This window comes from Microbacterium marmarense (assembly GCF_037204165.1).
Taxonomy (GTDB): domain Bacteria; phylum Actinomycetota; class Actinomycetes; order Actinomycetales; family Microbacteriaceae; genus Microbacterium; species Microbacterium marmarense.
Genome location: NZ_JBBDGL010000002.1, coordinates 53576 through 69506, shown reverse-complemented (window position 1 = coordinate 69506; position 15931 = coordinate 53576). Strand labels below are relative to the sequence as shown.

Annotated in this window: 14 protein-coding genes; 3 read left to right on the top strand and 11 right to left on the bottom strand. The window is 62.3% G+C overall.

All coding sequences use genetic code 11. The annotated features are described in order from the left end of the window. Positions 1-5 precede the first annotated feature (5 nt). The 9 genes from ftsW to WDU96_RS06665 all read right to left on the bottom strand — a co-directional run bounded on the left by ftsW (position 6) and on the right by WDU96_RS06665 (position 9733). On the bottom strand, positions 6-1256 hold the full coding sequence (gene ftsW, locus WDU96_RS06705) for a putative lipid II flippase FtsW (protein WP_337337736.1): 1251 nt from the start codon (positions 1254-1256) through the stop codon (positions 6-8). Continuing rightward, positions 1222-2760 (bottom strand): UDP-N-acetylmuramoyl-L-alanine--D-glutamate ligase, encoded by a 1539-nt coding sequence (gene murD / locus WDU96_RS06700; RefSeq protein WP_337337735.1) that lies wholly within the window; start codon positions 2758-2760, stop codon positions 1222-1224. The genes ftsW and murD overlap by 35 nt, the downstream gene beginning before the upstream one ends. Beyond that, a complete protein-coding gene (gene mraY, locus WDU96_RS06695) occupies positions 2757-3860 on the bottom strand; it encodes a phospho-N-acetylmuramoyl-pentapeptide-transferase (protein WP_337337734.1) in 1104 nt (367 codons plus the stop codon). Before mraY ends, murD begins: the two co-directional genes overlap by 4 nt. Next, positions 3857-5269: a UDP-N-acetylmuramoyl-tripeptide--D-alanyl-D-alanine ligase gene (locus tag WDU96_RS06690; protein ID WP_337337733.1), complete on the bottom strand. Its 1413-nt coding sequence runs from the start codon at positions 5267-5269 to the stop codon at positions 3857-3859. The genes mraY and WDU96_RS06690 overlap by 4 nt, the downstream gene beginning before the upstream one ends. A 25-nt stretch (positions 5270-5294) precedes the next feature. Next, positions 5295-7073: a peptidoglycan D,D-transpeptidase FtsI family protein gene (locus WDU96_RS06685; RefSeq protein ID WP_337337732.1), complete on the bottom strand. Its 1779-nt coding sequence runs from the start codon at positions 7071-7073 to the stop codon at positions 5295-5297. Between the two features lie 4 nt (positions 7074-7077). Next, the gene (ftsL, locus tag WDU96_RS06680) at positions 7078-7671 is read right to left on the bottom strand and encodes a cell division protein FtsL (RefSeq protein WP_337337731.1); all 594 of its coding nucleotides are present in this window, start codon (positions 7669-7671) and stop codon (positions 7078-7080) included. Then, positions 7668-8621, bottom strand: coding sequence for a 16S rRNA (cytosine(1402)-N(4))-methyltransferase RsmH (rsmH, locus tag WDU96_RS06675; RefSeq protein WP_337337730.1), 954 nt, complete (start codon positions 8619-8621; stop codon positions 7668-7670). The genes ftsL and rsmH overlap by 4 nt, the downstream gene beginning before the upstream one ends. Before the next feature lie 103 nt (positions 8622-8724). Continuing rightward, positions 8725-9156 (bottom strand): division/cell wall cluster transcriptional repressor MraZ, encoded by a 432-nt coding sequence (gene mraZ / locus WDU96_RS06670; protein WP_337337729.1) that lies wholly within the window; start codon positions 9154-9156, stop codon positions 8725-8727. Between the two features lie 202 nt (positions 9157-9358). Continuing rightward, positions 9359-9733, bottom strand: a complete 375-nt coding sequence (locus WDU96_RS06665; protein ID WP_337337728.1) for a DUF3040 domain-containing protein — start codon at positions 9731-9733, stop codon at positions 9359-9361. Between the two features lie 120 nt (positions 9734-9853). Here WDU96_RS06665 and WDU96_RS06660 point away from each other — a divergent pair, with 120 nt between their 5' ends. Further along, positions 9854-10903, top strand: coding sequence for a polyprenyl synthetase family protein (locus tag WDU96_RS06660; protein ID WP_337337727.1), 1050 nt, complete (start codon positions 9854-9856; stop codon positions 10901-10903). 33 nt (positions 10904-10936) lie between these two features. Here WDU96_RS06660 and WDU96_RS06655 read toward each other — a convergent pair whose 3' ends face one another. Beyond that, positions 10937-11287, bottom strand: coding sequence for an Rv2175c family DNA-binding protein (locus tag WDU96_RS06655; RefSeq protein ID WP_337337726.1), 351 nt, complete (start codon positions 11285-11287; stop codon positions 10937-10939). Between the two features lie 202 nt (positions 11288-11489). Here WDU96_RS06655 and WDU96_RS06650 point away from each other — a divergent pair, with 202 nt between their 5' ends. Together WDU96_RS06650 and pknB are read left to right on the top strand one after the other, a co-directional pair. Then, a complete protein-coding gene (locus tag WDU96_RS06650) occupies positions 11490-12527 on the top strand; it encodes a LysM peptidoglycan-binding domain-containing protein (protein WP_337337725.1) in 1038 nt (345 codons plus the stop codon). Positions 12528-12609: 82 nt separating this feature from the next. Beyond that, positions 12610-14550, top strand: coding sequence for a Stk1 family PASTA domain-containing Ser/Thr kinase (gene pknB, locus WDU96_RS06645; protein WP_337337724.1), 1941 nt, complete (start codon positions 12610-12612; stop codon positions 14548-14550). A gap of 10 nt (positions 14551-14560) precedes the next feature. Here the strand turns inward: pknB and WDU96_RS06640 are convergent, their stop codons facing one another. Next, the gene (locus WDU96_RS06640) at positions 14561-15898 is read right to left on the bottom strand and encodes a class II 3-deoxy-7-phosphoheptulonate synthase (protein ID WP_337337723.1); all 1338 of its coding nucleotides are present in this window, start codon (positions 15896-15898) and stop codon (positions 14561-14563) included. Between the last annotated feature and the right edge of the window lie 33 nt (positions 15899-15931).

Sequence of the window (15931 nt, the reverse complement as noted above, 5' to 3'; positions counted from 1 at the left end):
CGAGTTTAGCGGCGCGAAGCGGTTGCGTTTTGACGCGCATTGCGACCGGGCGCCGTCGGCGCCACCGTTCGCTTCTGCGGCAACGTGCGTGCGAACGCGAGCAACACACCCGATGCCACGAGCACCGAGACCAGTGACGTGCCGCCCTGCGACAAGAACGGCAGCGGCACACCGAGCACCGGGAACACGCGCAACACGACGCCGATGTTGATGAGCGCCTGCCCGACGATCCAGACGGTGATACCGCCCGCGACGATGCGCACGAACGGGTCATCGGTCTTGCGGATGATGTGGAAGGCTCCGACTGCGAACAGCGCAAACAATCCGAGCACGACAGCGCAGCCGATCAAGCCCAGCTCTTCACCGACGATTGCGAAGATGTAGTCGTTGGCCGCTGCGGGCAGCCAATCGTACTTTTCGCGCGAGTTGCCGAGGCCCAGGCCGAAGATTCCGCCCCCGGCGAGTCCCCATACTCCGTGCAGCGGCTGATAGCAGTCGTTGTAGTAGTCAGCCAGGCAGTCAGGGTTCAAGAAGCTCATGAACCGGCGCATGCGGTCAGGGCTCGTGACCGCCAAGATGGCGACCGCGATAACCGCGCCAATCGCTGGCAGCACGAACACGCGCAGTCGCACGCCCGAGAAGAACAGCGCGCCGAGAGCGACGAGCACGAGAATCATCGCCGTGCCGAGGTCTTTACCCGCAAGCACCGTTCCGATCACGAGCACGGTCACGGGAACCAGCGGGATGTACACGTGCTTCCACGATCCCAGCAGGGTGCGCTTGCGGAACAGCACGTAGCCGATCCACAGCGCGAGTGCGAGCTTCAAAAACTCCGAGGGCTGAGCCTGCAGCCCACCGATGTTGATCCAGTTTCGGTTTCCGTCAGCAGAAACACCGAGCGGAGTGAACACCAGCAGCTGAAAGATCGTGGCACCGATCAGGGCTGGCCACGCGATCCGCTTCCAGAACTTGATCGGCAGCCTGCTCGCGACGAACATCAGCGGCACACCGATCAGTGCGAAGACGAACTGCTTCATCACCGAGTCATACGGCGGCTCGCCTGCGGCCGTCGCCACGGCAGACGTCGCCGACAGAATCATGACGAGGCCGAAGATCGTCAGCATCAGCGCAGTCGACGCGATCAGAAAGAACTCGCTCGGCACTGGCGCGAAAATGCGGCCTAGCGAAACTCGCGCGGCAAGGCCGTGTCTATCACCGTTCTCAGTGGCCGTCGGACGCGGCGAAGTCGTCGTCACCCGCGCCCCCCGTTCCAACTCTGTCTGTCACAGCCGCGTGAAACCTGCGGCCTCGGTCTGAGTAAGAGGCGAACTGATCGAAGGATGCTGCGGCGGGAGCAAGTAGAACAACGTCCCCGTCGCGGGCAATCCCGGCTGCCAGTTCAACCACCTGCACCATGACTTGTTCAGTCTCAGTCGTATCTACCTCGAACACTGGCACCGTTGGGGCGTGTCGTTCGAACGCGGCCACCACAGCGTCGCGCTCGACGCCGATGACAATTGCCGCTTTGGCGCGCGCGCCCGATGTCGCCACCAGCTCAGAGATGTCGACACCTTTGAGCAACCCGCCGACTACCCAGACCGCGCCCGGGTATGCAGCGAGCGATGAGGCCGCGGCGTGCGGGTTGGTTGCTTTGGAGTCATCGATCCATGTGACGCCACCGCTTCGCGCGACGACCTGGATGCGGTGAGGGTCGAGCGTGAATGCCTGCACGGCGTCGTGAATGGCCGCCGGTGGCACGTCAAGGGATCGCGCCAGCGCAGCGGCGGCAAGAATGTTAGCCGCCATGTGCGGAGCGGCAAGACCTGCCACCTCGAGGTCTGCGAGCGTCATCAGCTCGAAAGCACTGGTGCGGCGTTCCTCGTGAAAAGCGCGATCGACCAGAATGCCGTCCACGATGCCGAGATCGCTCGGACCCGGGACGCCAAGATCGAATCCAATCGCGCGCGCACCCTCGACGACATCCGCGTCTTCTACCATCGAGCGCGTTGCGGTGTCGGCTTTGTTGTAGACGCAGGCGACGCGGGTGTGGTCATACACTTGCGCTTTCGCATCGCGATATGCCCGAGCGGAGCCGTGCCACTCGAGGTGGTCATCGGCGAGGTTGAGGCATGCCGCGGCATAGGGAGACAGTCGATTACTGCCCTGCTGCAAAGCGAGGTACCAGAGCTGGTGACTCGACAGTTCTACAACGAGCACGTCGAAACCCGAAGGGTCACGCACCGCATCGAGCACTGGAGTGCCGATGTTGCCCACCGGAGCTGCGCGCAATCCGCCCGCCGCCAGCATGCTTGCCGTAAGGCGCGTGGTGGTGGTCTTGCCGTTGGTGCCGGTGATCAGAACCCAGTCCGCGGGAGTGCCGTCTGGTCGCGCGACCTTGTCGCGCACCCGCCAAGCCAGTTCGATGTCACCCCACAGCGCAGCATCCGAGGACTGCGCCCATTCGATGAGCGGATGAGTGGGCGAGAACCCGGGTGAAGCGACTACCACTTCGGGGGCGAAGTCGATCAGCTCTTGCGGCGCCGCATCAAGCGGGCCCACCCAGAGTCGGGCACCGATGACAGGAATCAAAGTGGCGTATTCCTCGGCCGCATGTTCGGTGAGCACAAGCACGGTGGCGCCCAATTCGGCCAAGGTGTCGGCGACCGAGAAACCGGTCACTGAAAGCCCTAGAACGGCTACTCGCAGACCTTTCCAGTCAGAATGCCAACTGGTGAGCGTATCGAGGCGCGGGGCACTCATGTACTGGCGAGCCACTCGACGTAGAAGAACCCAATGCCGGTGACCGCGAGCAGGCCTGCGATGATCCACATGCGCACAACGATGGAGATTTCAGACCATCCGCGCATCTCGAGGTGGTGATGGAACGGGCTCATCAAGAACAGCCTCTTGCCACGGGTGGCTTTGAAGTACAGACGCTGCAGTATCACCGAGCCGGGCCCGATGATGAATGCGCCGGCAATGATCACGCCGAGAACTTCGGTGCGCGAGAGGATCGACATCGCGGCGATCACTCCACCGATCGCCATAGAGCCGACGTCGCCCATGAACACCTCGGCCTTCGGAGCGTTCCACCACAAGAAGCCGACGAGCGCGCCCACGAATGCGGCCGAGACAATCGCCAAGTCGAATGGGTCACGAGTGGCGTAGCACCCGGTGCTCAACTCCGCGATGACCGATGCGCACGACTGATTGAACTGCCAGAACACCACGAGGCTGTACGCGCCGACAACGAAGATCCCGACGCCGGTAGCGAGGCCATCTAGGCCGTCTGTCACGTTGGTGCTGTTCGACCAGGCGACGCCAATGAACGACACCCACGTGAGGTACAGGATCCAGCCGATAATGGGTCCGAGAACCATGAACGACAGCACTGGCACGTCTCTGAAGACGGAGATATAGGGCGACGCGGGTGTCTGGCCAAGCGCATTGGGATAGTTCAGGGCGACAATGCCGAACGGAATCACGACAAGAATCTGGCCAACGATCTTTCGCCAGCCCGACAAACCAAGGCTGCGCTGTTGCCGAACCTTCAGGAAGTCGTCGATGAAGCCCACGATCCCAAAGCCGACCATCATCCACAAAACCAGCAGGCCCGAAATCGTCGGCGGATTATTCCCAGTGAACGCACCGATCAGATAGCCCACGATCGTGCCGGTGATGAAGATCGTTCCCCCCATCGTCGGGGTGCCGCGCTTCGTGTGGTGGCTCGGGTTGTTGATGCTCTCGGGCGTGCGGATGACCTGTCCCCAACCCCACCGGCGAAACGATCGCAAGAAGACGGGGGTGAGAAAGAGGGTAAAGGCCATCGAGATCGCCGCTGCCGTCAGAAGTGATCTCACGAGAAGGATTCTCCCAGACGATCGCCCAAATGACGTAGTCCAGCAGAGTTCGACGACTTCACGAGCACTCTGTCACCGTCGCGCAATTCGCCTACCAGGTAGTCGTACGCCTCATCAGCGGTTTCGAAGAACACCGCTTCAGCATCCCACGATCCCTGTGCAACCGCTTCGAGAAACATGCGGCGCGCAGGCGTCCCTACCACGACGATGCGCTGAATACCGAGCCGAACTGCGAGCAGACCCACCCGATCGTGCTCCTCTTCGGCGTACTCACCGAGCTCGCTCATCGCCCCCAAGACTGCGACTTTGCGCTCGTCGGCGCTGGTGATCTGCGCGAGCGTGCGCAGAGCAGCCGCCATCGAGTCAGGGCTGGCGTTGTAGGCGTCATTGATGATGCGCACGCGCTGCGATCCCATGGGCTGCATGCGCCAGCGTTCCGCGATCTCTACGGTTTCAAGGCGCGCAACGCAGTCAGCGAGCGACACGCCCCACGCTGTGGCTGCAGCAATCGCTGCCAGGGCGTTAGACACGTGGTGCTCGCCGAGCACCTGCAGATGAAGGGGGGCGCTCACACCATCGACAGTGACGGTGCACCGGGTTCCGTCCGCCGCCACCGCCACGTCGTCTGCGCGCACCTCAGCGTCGGCGCCACGACCGAACCAACGAACTGAGGCGCCGACCTCACCCGCGATCGGGGCCATTGCAGCCACACGCGGGTCGTCGATGTTCAGCAGTGCGACGCCATCGGCGCGAAGCGCGCGCACCAGTTCCGACTTTGCGTGGAAGGTCGCCTCGATGCCGCCGAAACCACCGGCGTGCGCCATGCCGACCATGAGCACCACTCCGGCATCGGGAGTAACCAGCCCGGCAAGTCGTGCGATCTCGCCCGGAGCGCTTGCCCCGAACTCGCTCACGAGAAAACGTGTCTGCTCGGTGACACGCAGCATCGTCAGAGGTGCGCCGACCTCGTTGTTGAACGACGCTTTCGGCGAAACCGTCTCGCCTTCGCCCTCGAGAATGCGTGCGAGAAGGTTCTTGGTCGTCGTCTTTCCGTTCGATCCCGTGATGCCGACAACCCTGAGGTCGCCACGCGCCCGCGCCTGGGCGACGACTTCACGGGCGAGGTCTGCGAGTGCCAGCACGACGTCTGTCACCACAATCTGTGTCACCGATGCAGCCACCGGCCGTTCGACGATCGCAAGAACGGCGCCCGCACTGACTGCAGCGTCGACGAACTCGTGTCCGTCGGTTGTCTCACCCGGCTTCGCGACAAAAATGCCGCCGGGCATCATCAGCCGAGAATCAGTGTCGACTGCGCCCGAGACCACGGTCTCGGGAGTGTCATCAGAGCTGAGCTGAAGGTCGCCGCCGATGGCGCGCGCGATGTGAGCGAGGGAAAGAGCAATCATGTGGTCTCCGGCAAGATCGCCAGGGTCACCCGAACTTGGGCAACTCCTCGGGCGTCGACGTTGAGGGCATCACTCGGAAGGTCTTGAGAACCTGCGTCATGGCCTTCTGGAACGCCGTCGCGTTAGCCGCTGACGACTTTACCTTTTGCGGCTCGTCAAGGGTGACGACCACGAGGTACTCGGGGTCGTCAGCTGGTGCGAACCCGATCATTGTCGTGTAGTACGCGTCCAGTTTGTAGACGCCGTTCTCTGACTTCTCGCCAGTTCCCGTCTTGACGGCGATGCGATAGCCGGGCACCTCGACATCGTCGGCATAAAGCGCCTGCATGGCGACGTTCTCGAGAATCGCCTGCGTCTGAGTGGCAGTTTCTTCGCTCACGACCTGAACCGGATCAGGAAGCTCCGGTGTGCTGACCGTGCCATCCGCGGCAGTGCATGACTCTACGAGCGAAAGTGGCATGCGAACGCCGTCGTTGGCAATCGCCCCGTACGCGCCAGCAAGCTCCGGCATGGTCGTTGTCAGCCCCTGGCCGAACGCCGTGTTGTACAGCGTCTGATTGTCCCAATCGGCGGCGGGCCTGACCAAGCCAGACTGCTCACCGGGGAAGCCAACCGCACTGCCCTCGCCGATGCCGAAGTCCGTCAAGTAGTCGTAGCGAGTTTCAGCTGACACCGTTTCGCTGAACTTTGAGATGCCCACATTCGATGAGTCGATCAGGGCCCCCGTCAGCGTGTAATTGAAAGTCTCGTGCTGAAACGAGTCGCGTACTGAAGCACCGTTGGCGAATGTCTCTTGGCCTGAGGCTGTAACCGTGGAGGCAGGAGTCTGCCCACCAGCATCCATCACAATCGCGGCCGTGAGCCCCTTGAAAGTGGATCCCGGCTCAAACCAGCTGCGAAAGATTCGACTCGCGCGGTCTTCACTATCAGTCGCTGTCACGTCGTTGGGGTCGACTGTCGGGTATTCGGCTGCGGCGCGAATCTTTCCGGTAGCAACTTCTGTCACCATGATCGCGCCGCTTTGAGCGCGCATGTCGATCACCTGCTCACCGATGAGCTGCTGCAGATACCACTGCAGATCTCGATCGATCGTCAATTGCAGGGTGCCACCGTCGACCGCCGAGATCTCGCGTTCCGTTCCGGGAATGACAACGCCGTCTTTGCCCTGCGAGAAGGTGCGCGTGCCGTCGGTGGGCGTCAAGCAGTCGTTCTGAGAAAGTTCTAGGCCTTCGAGCGGCCCGTCGGTGCCGATAAAGCCGACCAGGTTTCCGGCCACAGCGCCATCGGGGTAAGAGCGGGCTGGATGCTGTAGACAGGCGATGTACGGAACAGCCAGATCGGCGAGATCTCGAAACTGCTCTGTCGTGACGCTCTGTTTGAGGTAAGCGAAGCGCGATTCGGCGTTCTCGGTCAAGGCATCGGTGACGATCGCGCGCACGTCGTCCACTGGCAGCTCGACGATGGCAGCTGCATCGGCTGATACTTCGTCCCAACTGCGGGCGGTCGATTCGCCCGCGACGATGTCTTCGTCGATCTGGGTGATGAGCAAGGGGTCGAGCTGGCAGTCATAAAGAAGGATGCTGCCCGCGAGCGTTTCGCCCTCTGAGTCAACGATCGAACCACGGCTGCCATACAGCGGCTGGCTGCTGCCGAAGGCGCGGTCCATCGAGTCTGCAATGTGATCGTCAGCATTGACGACTTGGATGTCGACCAATCGCACGATGAATGCGATCAGAACAGCCAGCACGACCGCAAGCGCGACGACGGTGCGTCGGCGCGGACTGCGTGTAGCTTGCGTGGTCATGAACTCAGTGTGTGCTCGGGGTCGGCAATCCGTCGGTCACCGGAAGCGGAGTGTCTGAGACTGCCGACGGATCGGCGGCTAGCACTGGTGCTCCTTCAATGGTGGCGTCAGGTGCGGTGACGAGCGGCGTCGACTCGACGAGCGAGTTCGGCACGACACCGCGCCCGATCGCATCGATGGATGTCGACCCGTTTGAGGTCGCTTCTGCTCCGAGCACCTTGCCGTCGCTCAGACGCAGGTAGCTCGGTGATTCGTCAATGACCATCCCGAGGGCCGCGGCGTTCGCGGCGAGGTACTGCGGAGAGCTCAGTCCGGCGACTTCGTCGTAGAGGATCTGCTTGTCGTAGGTGAGTGCCCGCTGGGTTTTCTCGAGGGTTGAGAGTTCGTATGAGGTCTGCGTGGTCATGATCGACAGCACCATCTGCGAGCCTGCGATCAGAAAAGCACCGAGCACCGCGATCACGCCGTACAGAAGCTTGGGTCGCCGACGTGGCGCTGGTGTTTCGACCGCGCGCAGGCGCCTTCTCGGTTCGACAGCGGGAGAGCGTACCGGTGCGACCGGCCATGATGATGCGAGCGAACCGTCGGCTGCGCTCACTTCGCGCTCCGCAACCGCTCGACTGCGCGCAGACGAACCGGCGTCGCCCGAGGATTGGTCTCTCGTTCTGTTTCACTTGCCAGTTCTGCGCCTTTGACAAGCAGCTTGAATTTTGCCGCATGCTCAGGAAGCTCAACCGGCAATCCGGCAGGAGTGGTCGAGGCCGCTGCCTTGACGAACTCACGCTTTACCAGTCGATCCTCGAGCGACTGGTATGCGAGCACGACCATGCGCCCGCCCACCGGTAACGTCTGCATCGCTGCGGGGATCGCGCGTTCGAGCACTGAGAGCTCGCGGTTCACCTCGATGCGCAGTGCTTGAAAGACCCGCTTCGCCGGGTGACCGCTTCGCTGAGCGGCGTAGGGGGTAGCTGCAATGAGGATTTCGACGAGCTGCCCCGAGCGCTCAATGGGTGTTTCGGCCCGCGCCGCAATGATTGCGCGCGCGTAGCGTCCAGCCAGCTTCTCTTCGCCGTAGCGCTCGAAGATGCGGCGCATGTCTCCTTCGCCGTACGTGGCGATGATGTCTGCTGCGGTGGTGCCCGCCGATTGGTCCATGCGCATATCGAGAGGCGCATCCTGCGAGTAGGCGAACCCGCGGTCGGCGACATCCAATTGCAGTGATGAGACGCCGAGATCGAACAGAATGCCGTCTGCTGCCGGCACGCCCGCTTTCTTCAGCGCATCGGCGATGCCGTCGTAGACGGTGTGCACGAGAGTGACGCGGTCTTTGAATCGAGCGAGCCGCTCCCCTGCAATTCGCAAAGCATCGTGGTCGCGGTCCAATCCCACCAGGTGGACGTTCTCAAAGCGCTCCAGGAATGCTTCAGAGTGTCCGCCCATGCCGAGCGTTGCGTCGACGAAGACCGCTCCCTCACGCGTGAGAGCGGGAGCAAGCAGCTCGACGCAGCGGTCGAGAAGCACGGGAGTGTGAATATCGCGGAGGCTCATGATCTTCAGGGACCGACCCGGTGGCTTTGATCCCCATCCGCTCTGACCTGACACCGGGGAAGTGTGTCAGGGCGGGAGCGGCTGGGAGTCGAAACCACCGGAATCAGAACAGTCCCGGAATCACCTCCTGTTCCAGCTCGGCGTACGTGTCTTCATTGCTTTCTGCGTAGCTGTTCCACGCATCCGCGTTCCAAATTTCGGCGTGAGCCCCCACACCGGTCACGACAAGCTCACGGTCAAGACCTGCATAGCTGCGCAACGAAGGTGGGAGGGTTATGCGGTTCTGGCTGTCGGGCTTTTCGGCGCTTGCGCCCGAAAGAAACATGCGCAGAAAGTCCCTCGCTTGCTTGTTGGCAAGTGGTGCTTCGCGAATGCGCTCATGAACGCGTTCGAACTCTTCAGTGCTGAAGACATAGAGGCAGCGATCCTGGCCTCTGGTAACGACCACGCCAGCGCCGAGGTCGTCGCGGAACTTTGCCGGAAGGATGACGCGACCCTTGTCGTCGAGCTTGGGAGTATGCGTGCCCAACAACATCGGACCCACCACCCCCTTCCGCCAGCCTCCGGATATGCGCCACTTTACTCCACTTTCCTCCACTTTGGTGTTCTTTTCTGAGTCAATGCTCCCCTAGGCCACCAAACGGGCGGAAAAGCGAAGCACGAAGGCAAAAGAAAAAGCACCGACCCAAGGGTCGGTGCTTCTACCTGTGGCCGAGGCCGGTGTTGATCAGCTCAGATCAGCGGTCTTCCTGTCGCTTGTCCCAGCGATCGTTCATGCGATCCATAAAGGATGCCGACGACGAGGGGGCTTTGGCTTTGCGCGGCGCTTCTGTCGGGGTGGGAGATGATCCGTTCTGCTTCGACGGCGTAACTGCCAGGATCACGCCAGCAAGCATGATGACGAACCCGATGACGCCGACGACAACCAGCTGGATAGACACGCCGACGATGAGGCTGCCGAGACCGAGCAGCACGAGCACTGTTCCGTAGACAATGTTGCGGTAGCTCAGGCCACGCCCATCCTGTGGCGCGGTCACGACATCGGCGTCGTTTCGCATGAGATGGCGTTCCATCTCATCCAGCAGGCGCTGCTCCTGTTCGGAGAGTGGCATGCGTCCCCCTCTAAAAGACTTCGTTGCTCTGATTCTACGCGTGCAATCAATCACTAGGCTAGGCCTGTGAAGCCCTCGCCTGAACCGATCGAAGCAATTTCCCAGCGAGTAGAAAGATTCGTGGCGTCGCAACTCAGCCTAAACGAGGAATTCGGCGCCGAAGCACAACTCCTGGTCGAGGCTGGGGCTCGCGCGGTCAGCGGTGGAAAGAGACTGCGCGGCCGGTTTGCGCTTGCCGGCTGGCGCGCGGTGGCTGAGCACGATGTCCCTTCGACGAGCAGCCTCACCCCGCCCGCCGAAGTTGTGTCTGCCGCAGCATCCCTTGAAATCTTCCACGCCGCTGCACTCGTGCATGACGACGTGATCGACAATTCCGACACTCGACGTGGCCAGCCAGCAGCGCACCGGTCCCTGGAGGCCCAGCATCGCGCGGCAGCCTGGGCGGGCGACGCCGAAGCCTTCGGCCGTTTCGGCGCAATCCTGCTCGGAGACCTTCTGCTCGCATGGAGCGATGACCTTTTCGAAGAAGGGCTGCATTCAGTACCGCTCGAGCGAGCACGGGCAACAAGAGACCAGTACTCGAAAATGCGGCGCGAAGTCACGCTCGGCCAGTTTCTCGACGTCGCTGAGGAGTCGGCATTCCGCACGGCGCCTGCGCACACACACGCCAGTCGCGCGCTTCGCGTCGCGTCGCTAAAGTCGGCCCGATACAGCGTCTTGCAACCGCTGTGCATCGGTGCCGCTCTTGCAGACGCAGACGCAGAACAGATGAACGCCCTTTCGGCGTTCGGCCACCCGCTGGGAATGGCGTTTCAACTGCGTGATGATGTGCTGGGCGTATTCGGTGATGAGCGCAGCACGGGAAAGCCGTCGGGCGATGACCTGCGCGAGGGAAAACGCACCGTGTTGATCGCGTATGCCCAAGAAGGTCTGGATCCGCATATGTCCCGCCTGTTCAACGAGCTGGTCGGCGATCCGACGCTCGATCTTGAACAGATCGCGGCTCTGCAACGAACGATCGTCGACTCGGGCGCACTCGAACGCGTTGAAGAGCTCATCGCGCAGTATGCGCTCGAAGCGGAGCGTTCGCTCAACGGCGCACGACTGGGCAACAGCGCCGTGGGCGATTTGCGCGACCTCGCGCGCGCCGCGACGGTGCGCACCGCATAGACGCGCGGGTCGGGCGAACTGAACGCGCTCGCGTCAGGCGAGGGTGCGCGCGATGCGTCGAACTTCGCTCTTATGCCCCGCGGTCAACGCCTCTATCGGCGTGCGTCCCATGGACTCTTCGGTGCTGAGCAGCCAATCGATGACCTCGTCGTCGCTGAAGCCCGCATCTTGGAGCACGATGATCGTTCCTCGCAGCGAAGAAAGCGGTGCCGAGTCGACGAAGAAGACCGACGGGACGACGAAGACATCATTGCGGCGCGTTCCGACGATGTTGGATTCATCGAGATAGCGCTTCACACGCCCCAACGACTCGCCCGTCAACTCGACCATGTCGGGAAGAGTCAGCCATTCAGTCTCGATGCGCGGGGAAGCTTCAGCAGTCACTCCCCCACTATCCCACCTCAATCGCCATGGCGACGACGAAGTGCGTCACGTTCGCAGCGAAATCCCGTCAGTCACATTGGTCACACGCGTATCACCAGTTGACATGCATTTACATCCGTGACACGGTTTTTGGAAGTTCGCAGATAGGGGAATGCTTTTGCCACCCGAAACTCGCTTCCGCAACGGGAGCAAATCACGCAACATGGCCGTTGGCATCCCGACGGCCATCGCCGGTGCGGTCGCACTCGCGCTGAGCGCTTCGCCCGCGTATGCAGATGAGCGCGCGGCGGCTGCGGTAGGCGCCGACGAGCGTGCGTTTCGTGCGTTGCCTGCCACCCCAGCGGCGAACGCAATCTCGATACCTGCCGTCACGGTCTCGGCCATCAAACCTGCCGCGGCGACACCGACTACCTACACGGTGGTGCCGGGCGACACCATCAGTGCAATCGCCTCGCGGCACGGCTCCACAACGAACGCGGTACTCACCGCCAACGGCCTCAGCACGTCGTCGATCATCTACCCCGGCCAAACGATACAGATCCCGGGCGCGACGACGACTCCGCAGCCCAGCACTCCAACGACTTCGACTTCGACTTCGACTTCGACTTCGAACTCAAGCACCTCAGCCAGCTACGAGATCAAGGCAGGCGACACCATCAGTGCGATCGCCTCGCGGCACGGCTCCACAACCAACGCGATACTCACCGCCAACGGCCTCAGCACGTCGTCGATCATCTACCCCGGCCAAACGATACAGATCCCCGCAAAAGCTTCCGCTATCTCCGCTACGCCCGCGGCGAGCACGAGCACGAGCAGCAGCGCTGCGGCGTCAAGCCTCGACGCCGAGCAGACAGCCAACGCGAAGTTGATCATTCAAGTAGGACGTGAGCTCGGCGTATCGGATCGTGGTATCGCGATCGCTCTGGGCACCGCGATGCAGGAGTCTTGGATCCGCAACCTCGATTGGGGAGACAGAGATTCACTCGGTCTATTCCAACAGCGCCCGAGTACCGGCTGGGGAACTGCCGACCAAGTGCGCGATCCAGTGCGCTCGATCAAGACATTCTTCGGAGGGCCGAGCGATCCCAATGGGTACGACACCCGGGGTCTGCTCGATATACCTGGCTGGCAGAGCATGACATTTGCCGAGGCCGCACAGGCCGTGCAGATCTCCGCATATCCAGACCGCTACGCCCAGTGGGAGGCACCGGCCTACGCCTGGCTCGCTTCCCTTGGCTGAACGTGCAAGATAACGCGGCCAATGGGCCGCGCTCGGTGAGCCGCTCCGCGGAGTACTCACTACTCATCCGTAGACTCTCAGAGTGAGCACGAGTCAGCAGACGGACCCGCTGATCGGCCGTCTCGTTGACGGCCGATACCGGGTTCGTGCGCGCATCGCGCGGGGCGGAATGGCGACGGTCTATGTCGCTACCGACCTGAGACTCGAACGACGGGTCGCGCTGAAGGTGATGCACTCGCATCTGAGCGACGACACGGTTTTTCAGAGTCGCTTCATTCAAGAAGCCCGGTCGGCAGCGCGGCTCGCCGATCCACACGTCGTCAATGTCTTTGATCAAGGCCAGGACGGCGATATCGCCTACCTGGTGATGGAGTACCTCCCGGGCATCACCTTGCGAGAGCTCCTTCGCGAGCAGAAACGGCTCACCCTGCCGCAAGCGGTCTCAATCATGGACGCCGTGCTTTCGGGGCTTGCTGCCGCGCACCGTGCAGGCATCGTGCATCGGGATGTGAAACCCGAGAACGTACTGCTCGCGGAAGACGGCCGAATCAAAATCGGCGACTTCGGGCTCGCGCGTGCGACGACAGCGAACACAGCGACTGGCTCACAGCTGCTTGGAACCATCGCCTACCTCGCGCCCGAGCTCGTGACGCGTGGCACCGCAGATGCTCGCAGCGACATCTACTCGCTCGGGATCATGCTGTATGAAATGCTCACCGGCGAACAGCCGTACAAGGGCGAACAGCCCATGCAGATCGCGTTTCAGCACGCGACTGACTCCGTCCCTCGTCCAAGCGTGAAGAACCCGGGCGTTCCAGAGCAGCTCGACGAGCTGGTGCTGTGGACGACAGAGCGCAATCCGGATGACCGCCCGTCGGATGCGCGCGAAATGCTCGACCGCCTACGCGACATCGAACAAGACCTTGGCATTTCGCCGGTCGTCGCGCGGGCTACCACGGCCGCATATACCCCGGACGAAGGAATCGCATCGGGAGATCTCACGGCGGTGCTGCCTGCTGCCACCACTATGCCGACCGCGACGATCGAGACGACCGACAATGCGACCCGACTGCAGCGGGCCTCAAAGCGACGCGCAGCCAAGGGCGGCTGGCTCGTCTTTCTCGTTCTATTGCTGGCTGGTCTCGCCGCTGGGGCCGGGTGGTGGTTCGGCACCGGGCCCGGATCTCAAGTTCAGGTCGTCGACGTGGCGAACATGTCGTTCGACGAAGCTCAGTCCGCCCTGAGCGCCCATACCTTGGTCGCGGTGCAACGCGACGAAAGCAGCCTCGAGATCGAGGCGGGGAGGGTGATCCGCAGCGACCCCGAGCCGGGTGCACGTGTCGACCAAGACACCGAAGTCGAGGTGTTTGTCTCGACCGGCCCTGCCGCGGTGAGCTTCGAGGTGCTGAACGGTCTATCGCGGGACGAGGTAACAGCTGAACTCGCGAATGAGAGCATCGAGGTCGTCGGCGAGGCCACCTATTACACGCAAGCCGCAAACAATGCCGTAGTCGGGGTTGTCATCACTCCGCAAGCGGGCGGTGACGACATCGAGTGTGGGGACGGATGCAGCGCTCACCAGGGAGACAGCGCCAGACTTCTGGTGTCGCTTGGCTCATTGCCGTCGGTCGAAGGAATGTCGGAGTCGAACGCTCGCACCACCCTTGACAACGCGGGGCTTGAAGTCGCGGCTGACGTCATCTCACAGTCGAGCGAAACGGTCGACGCCGGCATCGTGATCGCCACGACCGAGCGAGAGGGCGGAGGCTGGTGGCGCCCGGGCGACGCTGTCACGCTGATCGTGTCGTCTGGCCCGCCACTGTTTCCCATACCGAACGTGGTGGGAATGACACGCGACTCGGCGATCGCAACCTTAGAAGCTGAAGGCTTCCAAGTTGACTATGGGTTCTACTGGGATGCCTTTCCTGACGCCATCACCTCAGTGACCAATTCGAATCCGGCCGCTGGCGAGTACCGCGTCAAAGGAACCCGCGTTGAAGTCGAGATGACCGCGCAGGGCTAGACAGCAGACGCTAGCGCTTCTCTAGTTCCTCCGCCACGAGGAACGCCAGCTCAAGCGACTGCTTGTGATTCAAGCGCGGGTCGCACAGTGACTCGTAGCGCGTAGCAAGCGTTGCCTCGTCGATGTGCTCTGATCCACCAAGGCACTCGGTCACATCGTCGCCGGTGAGCTCGACGTGGATGCCGCCGGGGAACGTACCCACCGCACGGTGCGCTTCAAAGAAGCCGCGAACCTCGTCTACGACATCATCGAAGCGACGCGTCTTGTATCCAGTCGGCGTGGTGATGCCATTGCCATGCATTGGATCAGTAACCCAAAGCGGGGTCGCGCCGGAAGCCTTGACCGCCTCGAGCAGCGGTGGCAGCGAGTCGCGAATCTTGCCCGCGCCCATACGCGTGATGAACGTCAAACGGCCAGGCTCACGCTCTGGGTCAAGCTTGTCGATGAGTTCGAGCGCGGTTTCGGGCGTCGTTGTCGGACCGAGTTTCACACCAATAGGGTTGCGAATCTTCGAGAAGTAGTCCACGTGCGCACCGTCGAGGTCGCGTGTGCGCTCACCGATCCACAGGAAGTGCGCCGAAGTGTTGTATGGCGTGCTCGTTCGCGAGTCGATTCGCGTCAGCGGGCGCTCGTAGTCCATCAGCAGGCCTTCGTGCCCCGTGTAGAACTCGACGCGGCGCAGCTCTTCGAAGTCGGCTCCGGCCGCCTCCATGAACTTGATCGCGCGGTCGATATCGGTCGCGAGACGCTCGTACTGCTGGTTTGCGGGGTTCTGGGCAAAGCCGCGGTTCCACGAGTGAACTTCTCGCAGATCAGCAAAGCCGCCCTGTGTGAATGCGCGGATCAGGTTAATCGTTGATGCCGCGGTGTGGTAGCCCTTCAGCAGTCGCTGCGGGTCGGCAAGACGCGACGCAGCGGTGAAGTCGTAGCCATTGACGATGTCGCCGCGGTACGCCGGCAACGTGACGTCACCGCGAGTCTCGGTGTCGCTGGAACGCGGCTTGGCGAATTGTCCCGCCATGCGTCCCATCTTCACGACCGGCATCGACGCGCCGTACGTGAGCACGACTGCCATCTGCAATACGGTCTTCACGCGGTTGCGAATCTGTTCCGCGGTGGCGCCAGCGAAGGTTTCAGCGCAGTCGCCCCCCTGCAGGAGAAAAGCGTTGCCGGATGCTGCGCTGGCCAAGCGATCACGCAGATTGTCGACCTCACCTGCGAAGACGAGAGGTGGCAGGATGGCGAGCTCGGCCGAGGCCTCTGCGACGGCCGCAGCGTCATACCACTGTGGCTGCTGCTTGATGGGCAATGTCCGCCAGTGGTCGAGTGCGTCCTGGTGCTGAGGCATCAGGCCAGTCTAGTGGCGTGTGCGGGTCCTGGA

Bases quoted from the DNA above. Each gene is read 5' to 3' on its own strand.
- WDU96_RS06665 (WP_337337728.1), bottom strand. From the start codon at position 9,733: ATGCCACTCTCCGAACAGGAGCAGCGCCTGCTGGATGAGATGGAACGC.
- murD (WP_337337735.1), bottom strand. From the start codon at position 2,760: ATGAGTGCCCCGCGCCTCGATACGCTCACCAGTTGGCATTCTGACTGG.
- WDU96_RS06640 (WP_337337723.1), bottom strand. From the start codon at position 15,898: ATGCCTCAGCACCAGGACGCACTCGACCACTGGCGGACATTGCCCATC.
- rsmH (WP_337337730.1), bottom strand. From the start codon at position 8,621: ATGAGCCTCCGCGATATTCACACTCCCGTGCTTCTCGACCGCTGCGTC.
- mraZ (WP_337337729.1), bottom strand. From the start codon at position 9,156: ATGTTGTTGGGCACGCATACTCCCAAGCTCGACGACAAGGGTCGCGTC.
- WDU96_RS06650 (WP_337337725.1), top strand. From the start codon at position 11,490: ATGGCCGTTGGCATCCCGACGGCCATCGCCGGTGCGGTCGCACTCGCG.
- WDU96_RS06685 (WP_337337732.1), bottom strand. From the start codon at position 7,073: ATGACCACGCAAGCTACACGCAGTCCGCGCCGACGCACCGTCGTCGCG.
- WDU96_RS06690 (WP_337337733.1), bottom strand. From the start codon at position 5,269: ATGATTGCTCTTTCCCTCGCTCACATCGCGCGCGCCATCGGCGGCGAC.